This window comes from Streptomyces sp. NPDC054757, from assembly GCF_053612185.1.
The window spans coordinates 56,346-69,071 of the sequence record NZ_JBSHBW010000029.1; the positions used below are offsets into that span (position 1 = coordinate 56,346).

10 protein-coding genes and 1 pseudogene are annotated in these 12,726 nt (G+C 68.3%); 5 read left to right on the forward strand and 6 right to left on the reverse strand.

The genetic code is table 11. The features are described 5' to 3' along the window. Window positions 1-5 precede the first annotated feature (5 nt). The 3 genes and pseudogenes from ACWGKJ_RS28070 to ychF all read right to left on the reverse strand — a co-directional run bounded on the left by ACWGKJ_RS28070 (window position 6) and on the right by ychF (window position 4,784). Window positions 6-754 (reverse strand): annotated as a pseudogene (locus tag ACWGKJ_RS28070) (transposase). Window positions 755-1,246: 492 nt separating this feature from the next. Beyond that, entirely contained in the window at window positions 1,247-2,455 is a 1,209-nt protein-coding gene (locus ACWGKJ_RS28075; protein ID WP_453315848.1) for a tyrosine-type recombinase/integrase, read from the reverse strand. Window positions 2,456-3,695: 1,240 nt separating this feature from the next. Continuing rightward, entirely contained in the window at window positions 3,696-4,784 is a 1,089-nt protein-coding gene (ychF, locus tag ACWGKJ_RS28080; protein ID WP_385023367.1) for a redox-regulated ATPase YchF, read from the reverse strand. Window positions 4,785-5,097: 313 nt separating this feature from the next. Between ychF and ACWGKJ_RS28085 the strand changes: the two genes are divergently transcribed. Then, window positions 5,098-5,481, forward strand: a complete 384-nt coding sequence (locus ACWGKJ_RS28085; RefSeq protein WP_385023381.1) for a DUF6542 domain-containing protein — start codon at window positions 5,098-5,100, stop codon at window positions 5,479-5,481. 270 nt (window positions 5,482-5,751) lie between these two features. Here ACWGKJ_RS28085 and ppgK read toward each other — a convergent pair whose 3' ends face one another. Together ppgK and ACWGKJ_RS28095 are read right to left on the reverse strand one after the other, a co-directional pair. Then, window positions 5,752-6,489: a polyphosphate--glucose phosphotransferase gene (gene ppgK / locus ACWGKJ_RS28090; RefSeq protein ID WP_385023369.1), complete on the reverse strand. Its 738-nt coding sequence runs from the start codon at window positions 6,487-6,489 to the stop codon at window positions 5,752-5,754. Window positions 6,490-6,613: 124 nt separating this feature from the next. Further along, on the reverse strand, window positions 6,614-7,645 hold the full coding sequence (locus ACWGKJ_RS28095; protein ID WP_385023371.1) for a 4-hydroxy-3-methylbut-2-enyl diphosphate reductase: 1,032 nt from the start codon (window positions 7,643-7,645) through the stop codon (window positions 6,614-6,616). Window positions 7,646-7,767: 122 nt separating this feature from the next. Here ACWGKJ_RS28095 and ACWGKJ_RS28100 point away from each other — a divergent pair, with 122 nt between their 5' ends. The 4 genes from ACWGKJ_RS28100 to ACWGKJ_RS28115 all read left to right on the forward strand — a co-directional run bounded on the left by ACWGKJ_RS28100 (window position 7,768) and on the right by ACWGKJ_RS28115 (window position 11,893). Beyond that, window positions 7,768-9,138, forward strand: coding sequence for an APC family permease (locus ACWGKJ_RS28100; RefSeq protein WP_385023373.1), 1,371 nt, complete (start codon window positions 7,768-7,770; stop codon window positions 9,136-9,138). Window positions 9,139-9,475: 337 nt separating this feature from the next. Beyond that, window positions 9,476-10,720: an exodeoxyribonuclease VII large subunit gene (gene xseA / locus ACWGKJ_RS28105; protein WP_385023375.1), complete on the forward strand. Its 1,245-nt coding sequence runs from the start codon at window positions 9,476-9,478 to the stop codon at window positions 10,718-10,720. 125 nt (window positions 10,721-10,845) lie between these two features. Further along, the gene (locus ACWGKJ_RS28110) at window positions 10,846-11,103 is read left to right on the forward strand and encodes an exodeoxyribonuclease VII small subunit (RefSeq protein ID WP_385023377.1); all 258 of its coding nucleotides are present in this window, start codon (window positions 10,846-10,848) and stop codon (window positions 11,101-11,103) included. A 199-nt stretch (window positions 11,104-11,302) separates the two neighbouring features. Continuing rightward, window positions 11,303-11,893, forward strand: a complete 591-nt coding sequence (locus ACWGKJ_RS28115; protein WP_385023379.1) for a malonic semialdehyde reductase — start codon at window positions 11,303-11,305, stop codon at window positions 11,891-11,893. A 222-nt stretch (window positions 11,894-12,115) separates the two neighbouring features. Here ACWGKJ_RS28115 and ACWGKJ_RS28120 read toward each other — a convergent pair whose 3' ends face one another. Beyond that, window positions 12,116-12,685, reverse strand: a complete 570-nt coding sequence (locus ACWGKJ_RS28120) for a DUF4245 domain-containing protein (protein ID WP_385033467.1) — start codon at window positions 12,683-12,685, stop codon at window positions 12,116-12,118. Between the last annotated feature and the right edge of the window lie 41 nt (window positions 12,686-12,726).

Genomic DNA, 12,726 nt, shown 5'->3' on the forward strand with positions numbered 1-12,726 from the left:
CCTTTTCAGCGGTGCTGCTCCAGGGTGAGGACGGCCTTGGCGATTGACGTCATTCGATTCGGGCTGCAGCGGGATCTCCGGAAGATGCGCCAGGTCTTGAGCCACGCCATGCCGCGTTCGACAGGTGCTCTTGCTCCGGCCAGGGCTCGGTTGACGGTGCGTTCGGTCGCGGTCAGTTCTCCGCCGGGCGATCGCTTCTTCCCGGTGGTCACCCACGGTCCGGCACCTTGGTAGGCACGGTCGGCGAGTACGGGCACCCCTGCCGGGTGCAGATCCGGATGATCCGGTGGGTGCGGGCCGCCGTCAGGTCGTGGCACCGGCCGGGCAGCGCCGGCTAGATCCACAGCACCTTCCCGGCCGGGTCGGTGACGACCTGCACGTTCACGCCGTGGCGGCGGTGCTTGGCGGAGTAGTCGGCCGTGCTGTCGCCGACGCGGTCGCACTCCGCCAGGGTGCCGTCCAGCAGGACGTAGTCCGGATCGTTCGGGCGCAGGACCTTCAGCAGGCCCGGGGCCCGTTCGGCAAGCAGAGCGATGACGGCGCAGGTGTAGGTGTGGGCGGTGCCGACGGAGATACCGAAGCCGCCGGCTATCTGCGCGAGGGTGTCGTGCTTGCGTAGGTCCACCAGGCCGACCAGCGCGCGCTGGTGCGGTGGGAGCTTGCAGCGGCGGTCACCCTCGCGGGTGACGATGAGCATGGTGACCCACTCGACCCGAGCGTGGGGCAGATCGAATGCGGCAGGATAGAGAACCAACGTGGCTCCTGCGCTGATGAGTTGAGACGTCGAAAACCTCCCTCAACAGCACGGGAGCCGCGTGCGTTGCGGGCACCTCCACCGTCACTCGATCAGTGGCCACCCTGAAAATGCTCACTGAGTCAGAGAAGTGCTGAGCTGAAGGAACTGGGTGGTAGAGGGCGGCCGACGGCCCGGCGCGTACTGCTGATCATCATGAACGCAATCGCGCTCGGCAGCCGAGATGTTCGCGTAGACGATGAAGAGTGCCTGACGGCGGTGTCCTTCTTCCGGTGCCCCGAGCGGTTGCTGTGTGGTCGGCTGGCCGACCCTGTTCAGGCGCTTCCGGTAACCAGCATGGTGGTTGGGGAGTTTCTCAGCACCATCCCAGCACGGCCTCTTTCTCCCAGCACCATGCGGTTCAGGAGCCCCTATGGCCACCGGGACGATGCATGTCGGTACTACAGCCTTCTTCCTCTGAAAGTTGAGCCACAGCGTCGAGTGGCGTGGGTCTCATGGCGTGCTGCAGGGCTTTCTACAGCGGTCCCAGGAGCTCGGCAGTAGATGTCCGTAGACGTCCGTCGTGGTGTTGACCGAGCGATGGCCCAGCCAGCAGGAGACCTCGTGGATCGGTACGTTGTTGGCCAGGGCGGTCGAAGCGAAGAAGTGCCGCAGGCTGCCGGGCGTGTACTTGGCCTTCCCGTCGACATCGACCAGGCCGGCCGACACGCACGCCTTCTGGAAGTGGTAGCTGTAGGTGGAGACGGTCGGCATGACGCCCTTGCCACGCAGTCGCGGAGCGAAAAAGACCTCAAGCTGCCGTCTCTTCTTCCGCCCGGCGAAGACCACGGGCACCGGCTTCCACCTCAAGAGGTGAGTGTCGACCTCCTGCTCGACGAAAGGCGCGGCGGGCACGTCGCGGTACTCGCCCTCCACCCGGTTCTTCAGGGGAACGAAAGCCGTCCGGCAGCCCTCGCGGTGGGCCTTTGAGCTGACCTGCCAACGGATCCTGACGGAGCCGAGCCGTCGGCATTCGGTGGAGAAGGCCAGAGCCTCGCCGGGCCGTTGGCCGGTTCCGGACTGAAGGTAGACGGCGAGCCGGTACTGCGGCGCGATGTGTGCTGCGATGAGGTCGACCTCGGCCGGAGTCGGGATTTCGTCTTCGTCCACTGCCGGCGCATCCCGTCGAGTCACTCTGATGCCCCGCGCGGGATTGTCCGAGATGCGTTTGTCGATGACGGCTGCCTCCAGTACGGCGGCCACCATCACCATGCGGTCATTGACCGTGGCAGCAGCCAGCCCCGCACCGGATCCATGGATGTCCCTGGCGAACTTTTCAAAGTCCCGCCGCGCCAGCCCGGCCAGGGGCCTGTTACCCAGGTGCGGCACGAGATGGTTACGGACGAACCCTTCGTAGTTGCGGCGGGTCGCCTCCCCGATGACTCGCCGCTCAAGCCACTCCTGGGCCCAGACCGACAAGGGCAAGGCACCGCGCGCGGGATCGAAGCCGATACGCGCCTTCTTGTCGCTCTCGACGCCGGCGGCGAAGGCGTCCGCTCCGTCCAGGCCACTCCTCCGCGGAAACGACTTCTCCCGTTGCCGCCCGCTCCTGCCGCCTGCTTCCCGATACCGGACGGTCCACCCATGGCTGCACCTTGGGCGGTCACAGGGATAGTCCCGATTCTTGGCATCCTGCTTACACCGCTGAAAGACGCTCGCCACGCAATACCCCGATCTGCAGCTGGATTCGGCACCTCAAATCGTTGTCATCGCCTCACACATGGACAAGGCTACGTCGCTAATCCGCCCTTTTCGGTGAACTGCGACCCTTCGTCTATTGGGTGAGCGGCCGACCATCCTGTTTGAGCGGCGTCTCTGTACGGCCGGGCTCTGTGTTCTCCGTTACTCGGATGCAGAAGACGTCACTCGCTGGACAGTCGCCAGCTGTCGAAGTTGTTCGCGGCCAGTACAACCTCGCCCCGACCACCGGCTGCGTCGTCCAATCTCCGTCGACGACGCCTACCAGCGCGCCATCCCCGAATACCGCTGGATCCTCCTCCCACCGGACCCGACCTGCTGTATCGAAACCCAGTACGGCGTGACAGCCGAGTCCCTGGCCCTCCGCTCCGGATCTAAGAGGGCGATCCTCAGCGACAGCGCCCCGGCAGGGTCGTCACTTAACTGTCACCAGGACGACCCCGCCCAGCTCTGGACGATGGGTGCCGCGGTCGCCAAGCTGGTCCTCCACGCCCCCCCCCATCCACATCACCGCCAAGATCTTCCGGCGCCCCCACGGAACCCTCGCCATCGCGGTCTTCATCACTGACCTGAAGGCGCCAGACGCTCCTCCTCAAGCCAGGCGCGGAGATCACGAACCCAGCCCTGGCGGCCCAGACCACCTGCCCCGACGACTAACAGTCGGAGCCCCCGGGGCTACTTCGCCACACATAGCTCGCCCCAGACACATCGATATGAGCTCAGCGGCCCAGATCACGTGTACCTGAATTGAGTTCGGCCCACCGACCTCGAAGCCTGGCCCCCCGTGACTTCAACTTCCCTGTCATCGTTATGGAAGTCCTCCGCGAAAGCGTATAGCTCTGACCGTCGCCGTCTGTGGGGTCGCGACGGTGAACAGAACGGAAAGCGAGAAGGGAACTAGGGCAAATTGCGGCCATACAAGATCAAGGGACTCAAGGCGCTTCTATGGCGTCCCCTGTAGCGTCGATAAGACCGCGGTTCCCCGCCGCGCACCGCGAGTGGCTGCCTCCGGTACGAGATCACCGAACTCACATCGAACATTCTGGGGGAAATGAAAAAAATCTGCGGGTGGTACGAGGGATTCAGCAGCAGCTTGGTACCGGTCTTAGTTGCCACCGATGCGGTGCCAACAGAGCAGGGCTCGCCTTAGTAGGCGAGCCCTGCTCAAGGTTTTAATGATCTCAGATCAGAGAGCATTAACTTTCTAAATGTTGAAGCGGAACTCCACCACATCCCCATCCTGCATCACATACTCCTTGCCCTCCATCCGGGCCTTGCCCTTGGAGCGGGCCTCGGCGACCGAGCCCGTTTCGATCAGGTCGGCGAAGGAGATGACCTCGGCCTTGATGAAGCCCTTCTGGAAGTCGGTGTGGATCACGCCGGCCGCCTCCGGGGCCGTGGCGCCCTTCTTGATTGTCCAGGCGCGGGATTCCTTCGGGCCGGCCGTCAGGTAGGTCTGCAGGCCCAGGGTGGCGAAGCCGACGCGGCCCAGGGTGGCCAGGCCCGGTTCCTCCTGGCCCATGGACTGGAGGAGTTCCAGGGCCTCCGCGTCGTCCAGCTCGATCAGCTCGGACTCGATCTTGGCGTTGAGGAAGATCGCCTCCGCGGGGGCGACCAGGGCGCGCTGCTGGTTCTTGAAGTCCTCGTCGACCAGTTCGTCCTCGTCCACGTTGAAGACGTAGAGGAAGGGCTTGGTGGTGAGCAGGTGGAGCTCGTGGAGGAGGCGGCCCTTCTCGGTGTTGGCCGTGATGCCCGCCGCGAAGAGCGTGGTGCCCGCTTCGAGGATCTTCCGGGCCTCCTCGACGGCCGCGAGCACCGCGACCTTCTCCTTCTGGAGGCGGGACTCCTTCTGGAGGCGCGGGACCGCCTTCTCCACCGACTGGAGGTCCGCGAGGATCAGCTCGGTGTTGATGGTCTCGATGTCGTCCTTGGGTGAGACCTTGCCGTCGACGTGGACGACGTTCTCGTCCTGGAAGGCCCGGATGACCTGGCAGATCGCATCGGACTCGCGGATGTTGGCGAGGAACTTGTTGCCGAGCCCCTCGCCCTCGCTCGCGCCCCGTACGATGCCCGCGATGTCGACGAAGTCGACGGTCGCCGGGATGACCTTCTGGGAGTTGAAGACCTCGGCCAGCACGGCCAGCCGGCTGTCGGGGACGCCCACGACTCCGACGTTCGGCTCGATGGTGGCGAACGGGTAGTTGGCCGCCAGCACGTCGTTCTTGGTCAGGGCGTTGAACAGGGTCGACTTGCCGACATTCGGCAGGCCGACGATTCCGATCGTGAGCGACACGTTGGCGACTTCCCGTAGCGAGAGCTGATGTACCGGCCCGGGGTGGGCCGATCCCCCAGTTTACGGGCGTGTCGCCAGGGCCCCGGCGCCCCATCGGATCGAACTGTTCGCCAAGCTCGCCCAAAGCGCGTGTCCAACGCCGGATTCCTCCCGGCTTGCGACCTACTTTGGTCACGTGGAGCAGCGACCCAGGATTCGTACGACTCAGGCCGACGGTCCTTCCGAGAGCACCATCGCGGCGTCCGGGCCTGCGACCGTCTACCGGGCGGCCCCGGTGCGGGCCGCCCGCCCGGCGCCGCCGGTGGTGGTCGCGATGCGCCGGTTCCCCAACCCCCGGCTGACCGGTCTCGGCGGCGGGATCTTCAGCGCGGCTGTGATGTTCCTGGTCGGCTGTGTGGACTCGCTGCTCTTCGACGGCGGGCCGCTGATGTACGGCCTGTTCTTCCTGCCCGTCGCCGCGCTGACCGCTCTCTGGGTGCGGCCCGCCGATCTGGTGACCGCGCCCATCAGTGTGCCGATCTCGTTCGCCTTCGGCTCGCTGATGATCGCCGGGGGCACCGGTGGGGCCGGCGGCCGTATCGTCGCCGTGGTCACGACACTGGCGCTGAACGCCGGCTGGCTCTACGGCGGGACGCTCGTCGCCGGGGTCATCACCACCGTACGGAAGGTCCGGCTGATCCGGCGGCGTTACCGATGACCCGGTGGCACTATCGATGACCCGGCGGCGTTACCGGTGATCCGGTGGCGTTACCGATGCCCCGGCCGCTGCCCCGGCCGCTGCCGGTGACAGGTCCGCTGCCGGTGACCGAACTCGTTCTCGGTGACCGGGCTCGCTCTCGGTCACAGGGCACGCCGTGGGCGAGGGGGCCCGCCGCCGGTCCTGGCTGAAGCTCACTGCCGCTGACCTGGCCGCCCGGCCGGGCGGCCTGCGGGGCGCTCCCGAGAGCGCGCCCCGCTGCCACCGCGCTCAGCGGCTGGACGCCGCCATCGCCGCGCCCACGATGCCCGCGTTGTTCTGCAGTTGGGCGGGGACGATCTCGGCTCGTACGTTCTCGATCAGGGGCAGGAACTTGTCGGCCTTGCGGCTGACGCCGCCGCCGATGATGAACAGTTCGGGCGAGAACAGCATCTCCACGTGCTCCAGGTACTTCTGCACCCGGTGCGCCCAGTGGTGCCAGCCCAGGTCCTCGTCCTCCTTGGCCTTGGTCGAGGCGCGGGTCTCGGCGTCGTGGCCGTGCAGTTCGAGGTGGCCCAGTTCGGTGTTGGGGACCAGCGCTCCGTTACGGAAGACGGCCGAACCGATGCCCGTACCGAAGGTGAGCAGGATGACCGTGCCCTTGTGGTCGCGGCCCGCTCCGAAGGTCATCTCCGCGATGCCGGCGGCGTCCGCGTCGTTCAGCACGGTCACCGGGAGGCCGAGTCTGCCGCCGATCAGCGTGGCCGCGTCGACGCCGATCCAGCTCTTGTCGACATTGGCCGCGGTACGGACCATGCCGTCGGTGACCACGCCGGGGAAGGTGATGCCCACCGTCCCCGACCAGTCGAAGTTCTTGACGACATCGGCGACCCCGTCGGCCACACCGTCGGGTGTGGCCGGATGGGGGGTCAGTACTTTGTGGCGCTCCTGCGCCAAATCTCCGCGGTCCAGGTCAACGGGAGCGCCCTTGATCCCGGATCCGCCGATGTCCACACCGAAGATCTGCATGACCCCACGTTACGGCGTGGAGCGCTCCGTCACTTGTCGGAGGGAGTTCCAGAGAGTTCCGGGCTTCGACGGCTGTAGCCGCTCGGAGAAGGCTGTAGGCGGTTCGGCGGCCGTTGCTGGTCCGCTACCGGTCCGCCGACAGGTCCGCGGCCTCCGCGCGCAGGTCGCGGCGGAGCTCCTTGGGGAGCGAGAAGGTGATCGACTCCTCGGCCGCCTTCACGATCTCCACGTCGCCGAAGCCCCTGGCGGCGAGCCACTCCAGTACGCCGTCGACCAGGATCTCCGGGACGGAGGCGCCCGAGGTCACACCGACCGTGGTGACGCCGTCCAGCCACGCCTCGTCCAGCTCGTCCGCGAAGTCCACCAGGTGGGAGGCGCGGGCGCCGGCGCCGAGGGCGACCTCGACCAGCCGTACCGAGTTGGACGAGTTCTTGGAGCCGACCACGATGACCAGGTCGGCGTCCGCGCCCATCTGCTTCACCGCGGTCTGGCGGTTCTGCGTGGCGTAGCAGATGTCGTCGCTGGGCGGCGAGATCAGCTGCGGGAACTTCTCCTTGAGCGCGTCGACCGTCTCCATCGTCTCGTCGACGGAGAGCGTGGTCTGGGAGAGCCAGACGACCTTCGACTCGTCGCGCACGGTGACATTGGCGACGTCCTCGGGGCCGTCGACGAGCGTGATGTGCTCGGGCGCCTCGCCGCTCGTACCGATGACCTCCTCATGGCCCTCGTGGCCGATCAGCAGGATGTCGTAGTCGTCGTTCGCGAAGCGGACAGCTTCCTTGTGGACCTTCGTCACCAGGGGGCAGGTGGCGTCGATGGTGGCCAGACTGCGCTGGGCGGCCTCGTCGTGGACGACGGGGGCCACGCCGTGCGCCGAGAAGACGACGATGGAGCCCTCCGGCACCTCCTGCGTCTCGTCGACGAAGACGGCGCCCTTCTTCTCCAGCGTCTGTACGACGTACTTGTTGTGGACGATCTCCTTGCGGACGTAGACCGGCGCACCGTACTGCTCAAGGGCCTTCTCGACGGCGATCACGGCGCGGTCCACACCCGCGCAGTACCCGCGCGGGGCGGCCAGCAGGACTCGGCGGGCGCCGGTGCCCCGCGCGGCGTCTCCGGTCGGGGTGGCGGGTGACGGGCTGGGCGTAGCAGTCATGCGGTCCATCGTAACGGCCTGTACCGCCGCGGGCCGTGGGCCGGCGGGGCCGTCCGGCACGGGCGGGACCGTTGGGCCGCGTCAGCCGGGGCAGCGTCCCGACTTGTGGGAAGACTGATGCCATGACTTCTGACGAGACGGCCGCGGGCAGTGGTGTGAAGGCGCCGAAACTACATCGGAATCTCGGATTCCGGGATTTGGTCGTATACGGGCTGCTCTTCATCGCCCCGATGGCCCCGGTCGGGATCTTCGGCACCCTCGACGCCAAGTCGCACGGCGCCGTCGCACTCGTCTACATCGCGTCGACGATCGCGATGGCCTTCACCGCGTTCAGTTACGCGCAGATGGTGCGGGTCGTGCCGCAGGCCGGTTCGGTCTTCGCCTACGCCCGCAAGGGGCTCGGCCCCGGACCTGGCTTCATCGCCGGGTGGATGGCGATGCTCGACTATCTGCTGATCCCGGCGGTCGCGTACCTCTTCTCGGGCATCGCGATGAACTCGCTGGTGCCCTCGGTGTCGCGGTGGGTGTGGACAGCGATCGCCGTGGTGGTGACCACGGGGCTGAATCTGTGGGGCGTACGGGCCGCCGCCCTGGTCGGGTTCGCGGTGCTCGCCATGGAGATCGCCGTCCTGGCGGTGTTCGTGGTGACCGCGGTCGTGGTGCTCGTCCAGAACGGTACGAACCGGGGCTGGGCGACGCCCTTCACCGGCGACGGCGGGTTCTCGCTGACGGCGGTGCTCGGGGCGGTGTCCGTGGCGGTGCTCTCGTATCTGGGCTTCGACGCGATCGCCTCGTTCGCCGAGGAGGTCACCGGCGGGTCGGCGAAGGTCGCGCGGGCGGTGCTGTTCTGCCTGGTCCTCGCGGGGGTGCTCTTCATCGTGCAGTCGTATCTGGCGGCGCTCCTGGAGCCGATGTCGTCCGCCCAGCTGGCCGCGAAGCCGGTGGCGCAAGGCTCGGCCTTCTACGACACGGTGGACGCGGCGGTCGGCAGCTGGCTGCACGACCTGGTCGCGGTGAGCAAGGCGATCGGCGCCGCCTTCGCCGCCCTCGCCGGACAGGCGGCGGCGGGCCGGCTGCTCTTCGCCATGGGGCGCGACCGGCGGCTGCCGCACGCCCTCTCCAAGGTGGACGGCCCCTCCGGGGTCCCGCGGGTCGCGGTGCTGCTGGCGGCGGTGGTGACGCTGATCGCCGCGGTGTGGGCGGCACGCCGGGACGACGGCCTGGACCGGCTGGTCTCGGTGGTCGACATCGGGGCGCTGACCGCGTTCCTGCTGCTGCACGCGTCGGTGGTGGGCTGGTTCGCGGTACGGAAGGGTGAGGGGCCGCCGGTCTGGTGGCGGCATGTGCTGCTGCCGGTGCTGGGGGCGGCGGTGACGATCGCGGTGATCGTGGAGGCGACGAGCGCGGCCCAGTGGGTCGGGCTGGTCTGGCTGGTGGCCGGTCTCGTGATCTTCGCCGTGCAGCGGAGCCGCCGGGCGGGGCTCGACGTGTGAGCAGCGGTACGGGGTGGGGCCGGGGGATGGGGCGTGGGGCGGTCGCCGGTCGTGAGGCAGGGGGCTCGTGCAGCGGGGTGCTCGCCGGGCGCGGTTGCGTGGGGGAGAGCCTAGGGGCTGTCCCGTAATCCCTGGCGGGCGTACGACGCCAGCTACGGCACCTCGCCGCGTTGTCGGAACGCCCGAATACATCCAGTATGCGGACGCCCCTCCGCCTTGCGATGCACCGCATCTGACGCCGTACGCTGATCCACCAGGGATTACGGGACAGCCCCTCGCCGTCACGCGGACCACGTGTGGCCGTCCCGTTGTCGGTGGCACCGCTTAGCCTGCGTACATGGCTCTGAATACGAGTGCGGACGCGCCGCTCCCCGTCGGCGAGGTGTCACGGCTCATCGGAGGGTGGATCGACCGGCTCGGCGCGGTGTGGGTCGAGGGGCAGATCACCCAGCTCTCCCGCAGGCCCGGGGCAGGGGTGGTGTTCCTGACGCTGCGCGACCCCTCGTACGACATCTCGGTGTCGGTGACCTGTTTCCGCCAGGTCTTCGACGCGGTGGCCGATGTGGTGGCGGAGGGCGCGCGGGTCGTGGTCCACGCGAAGCCGGAGTGGTATGCGCCGCGCGGTCAGCTTTCGCTGCGAGCCGTGGAGATCAAGCCGGTGGGCATCGGTGAACTGCTCGCTCGCCTGGAGCAGTTGAAACGGACCCTGGCCGCCGAAGGGCTCTTCGCCCTGGACCGGAAGAGGCCCATACCGTTTCTGCCGCAGCTGATCGGTCTGGTGACCGGGCGCGCGAGTGCGGCGGAGCGGGACGTGCTGGAGAACGCCCGGCGGCGCTGGCCGGCCGTCCGCTTCGAGGTGCGGAATGTGGCGGTGCAGGGGGTACGCGCGGTGTCCCAGGTGGTCGATGCCGTACAGGCACTGGACCGGCTGCCGGATGTGGACGTGATCATCGTGGCGCGCGGCGGCGGCAGCGTGGAGGACCTGCTCCCCTTCTCGGACGAGCAGCTGATCCGTGCCGTGGCCGCGTGCGGTACGCCGGTGGTGTCGGCGATCGGGCATGAGCCGGACTCGCCCCTGCTCGACCTGGTGGCCGATGTCCGGGCGTCCACCCCGACGGATGCGGCGAAGAAGGCCGTACCGGATGTCGGGGAGGAGCTGGAGCGCGTACGGCAACTGCGGGACCGCTCCCTGCGGACCGTGCAGGGGCTGCTCGACCGGGAGCAGCGCGGGCTGGCCGCAGCGCTCGCCCGGCCGTCGATGGAGCGGCCGCAGCGGATGGTCGAGGAGCGCGAGGAAGTTGTCGGCGCGCTGGTGGAGCGCGCCCGGCGGACACTGCGGCATCTGCTGGACCGCGCGGACTCGGAGCTCTCGCACACCCGGGCCCGTGTGGTCGCGCTCTCCCCGGCGGCGACCCTGGAGCGGGGGTACGCGGTGCTCCAGCGGGAGGACGGAGCAGTGGTGCGCGCACCCGGCGAGGTCACGGACGGGGAGCCGCTGCGGGCCAGAGTCGCCGGAGGAGAGCTCGGTGTGACGGTGAGCCCGCAGCGGCGGGAGCCCCGGGGCTCCGAAGAGCCGCAGTAGCCGCAGCAGGTTCAGCAGTTTCCGGGCCTCCGGGGTTCCGGGCTTCCGGGGTGAGATTCAGCGTGGATGTGGCCGCAACGAATGGGGCCGACGGGACCAGGGTGGATGAGACCAGGGTGGATGAGATGGCACAGGCGAAGACGGATGAGACGGCGCTCGGCTACGAGCAGGCGCGCGACGAGCTGATCGATGTCGTACGGCGGCTGGAGACCGGGGGGACGACCCTGGAGGAGTCCCTGGCGCTGTGGGAACGTGGTGAGGAGCTGGCCAAGGTCTGCCGCGGCTGGCTTGAGGGCGCGCGGGCCCGGCTGGACGCGGCGCTCGCGGACGGTACGGGACCGGAGGGGTCGGGTCCGGAAGGTACGGGGTCCGGCGAGGAGTGAGAGCGGTCCGGGGCCGGGGGCCCGGTACGGGGCGGGTGAATGCCGCTGGTCACGGGTCAGGTGCGAGGCCGTCCGAGCGCTTGGCGCGGGTGGGCTGTGAGGCCGGTCACGTCGGGACGGATTTAGTTGAAACTTAATACATCTTCGCCGTACAGTCGGAGCATCCCTTGATCCACCGCATGTCCGGAAGGTACGAAAGATGTCGCTCGTTCTCGACCCCGCCGCCCAGGACCTCCTCTTCCGCGAGGCCCGCACCGCGAACACCTTCACTGACGAGCCGGTGACCGAGGAGCAGGTGCAGGCGATCTACGACCTGGTCAAGTTCGGCCCGACCGCCTTCAACCAGTCGCCGCTGCGCATCACCCTGGTCCGCTCCCCCGAGGCTCGCGAGCGCCTGGTGGAGCACATGGCCGAGGGCAACCGGCCGAAGACCGCCACCGCCCCGCTGGTCGCGATCCTCTCCGCCGACAACGAGTTCCACGAGGAGCTCCCGCAGCTGTTCCCGCACTTCCCGCAGGCCAAGGACGCGTTCTTCTCGGAGCGCCCGGCGCGTGAGCAGGCCGCCCTCCTCAACGCCACCCTGCAGGCCGGTTACTTCATCGTCGGCGTGCGCGCCGCCGGTCTGGCCGCGGGCCCGATGACGGGCTTCGACTTCGCCGGTGTCCAGAAGGAGTTCCTGGACGACGACCACACCCCGCTGATGATCGTCAACATCGGCAAGCCGGGCGAGGACGCCTGGTTCCCGCGCTCCCCGCGCCTCTCGCTCGACGAGGTCATCACGACCGTCTGAGCCACACACGGCACGGGCCACGGGCCACGGGCACGGGCCACGCGGCACAGCCGCACGGCACATCACGAGAGGCCGCCGCACCCCGAGGGTGCGGCGGCCTCTCCGTGTGCACCGGTCGCGGCCGACTCCAGCGGCCCCCCGGACGCAACATGCCTACGGGCCGGCGGAAGGCGGAGAAAGCACAGGCGGAGGAAGCAGTAACTACTGCTGCCGCCCCGATCCCTACGACTGCCCGGACTGCCCGGACTGCCCGGTCGTCTCCGCCTTCTCCGTCTTCTCCGCCTTCAGCGCCGCCGCCATCTGCGCGAGCTGCCCGTACGGCGCCGTACCGGTCACAGCGGTCGTCGAGCCGTGTTCCCGGCGTACGAGAGCGTTGTACTTGGGGCCCTTCCAGCGCTGCCAGGTCTCGCCGCCCACCTGCTGGGTCTGCGATGTCTTCGACGCGTCCTTGCTCACGGTCGTGACGAACTTGTCGGACGGCCCGGTGGACTGCTCCACCGCGACGTACTGCTCCTCCGGGTCCAGAAAGCCCAGGTGCCACGCATGGCCGTCGTCCTGGGTGTACGAGACGGAGGTCGCCTTCCACCCCTTCGGGAGCCCGACCGGCGCCTGCACCGGATACGGTGCCGCGCGCTGGGCCGTGAGCTGCTCCACGCGGTAGTCGACGGTCTTCACCGGCTCCGAAGTGCCACCATGCGGAACGAACACGTAGATGACCGCGACGGCGGCCAGGATGACCACCATCGACTGGATCATTCCGCGCACTGTCTGCTTGCTTCGCGTACCTGCCACGGGCCCATCGTCTCAGGTCCTCGCGCTGCTCATGCGTGGGC

What these genes read in the sequence shown, in the direction of transcription:
- ACWGKJ_RS28085 (WP_385023381.1), top strand. Translation starts at nt 5,098, where the DNA reads ATGCGCCGGTTCCCCAACCCCCGGCTGACCGGTCTCGGCGGCGGGATC.
- ppgK (WP_385023369.1), bottom strand. Translation starts at nt 6,489, where the DNA reads ATGCAGATCTTCGGTGTGGACATCGGCGGATCCGGGATCAAGGGCGCT.
- ACWGKJ_RS28095 (WP_385023371.1), bottom strand. Translation starts at nt 7,645, where the DNA reads ATGACTGCTACGCCCAGCCCGTCACCCGCCACCCCGACCGGAGACGCC.
- ACWGKJ_RS28100 (WP_385023373.1), top strand. Translation starts at nt 7,768, where the DNA reads ATGACTTCTGACGAGACGGCCGCGGGCAGTGGTGTGAAGGCGCCGAAA.
- xseA (WP_385023375.1), top strand. Translation starts at nt 9,476, where the DNA reads ATGGCTCTGAATACGAGTGCGGACGCGCCGCTCCCCGTCGGCGAGGTG.
- ACWGKJ_RS28110 (WP_385023377.1), top strand. Translation starts at nt 10,846, where the DNA reads ATGGCACAGGCGAAGACGGATGAGACGGCGCTCGGCTACGAGCAGGCG.
- ACWGKJ_RS28115 (WP_385023379.1), top strand. Translation starts at nt 11,303, where the DNA reads ATGTCGCTCGTTCTCGACCCCGCCGCCCAGGACCTCCTCTTCCGCGAG.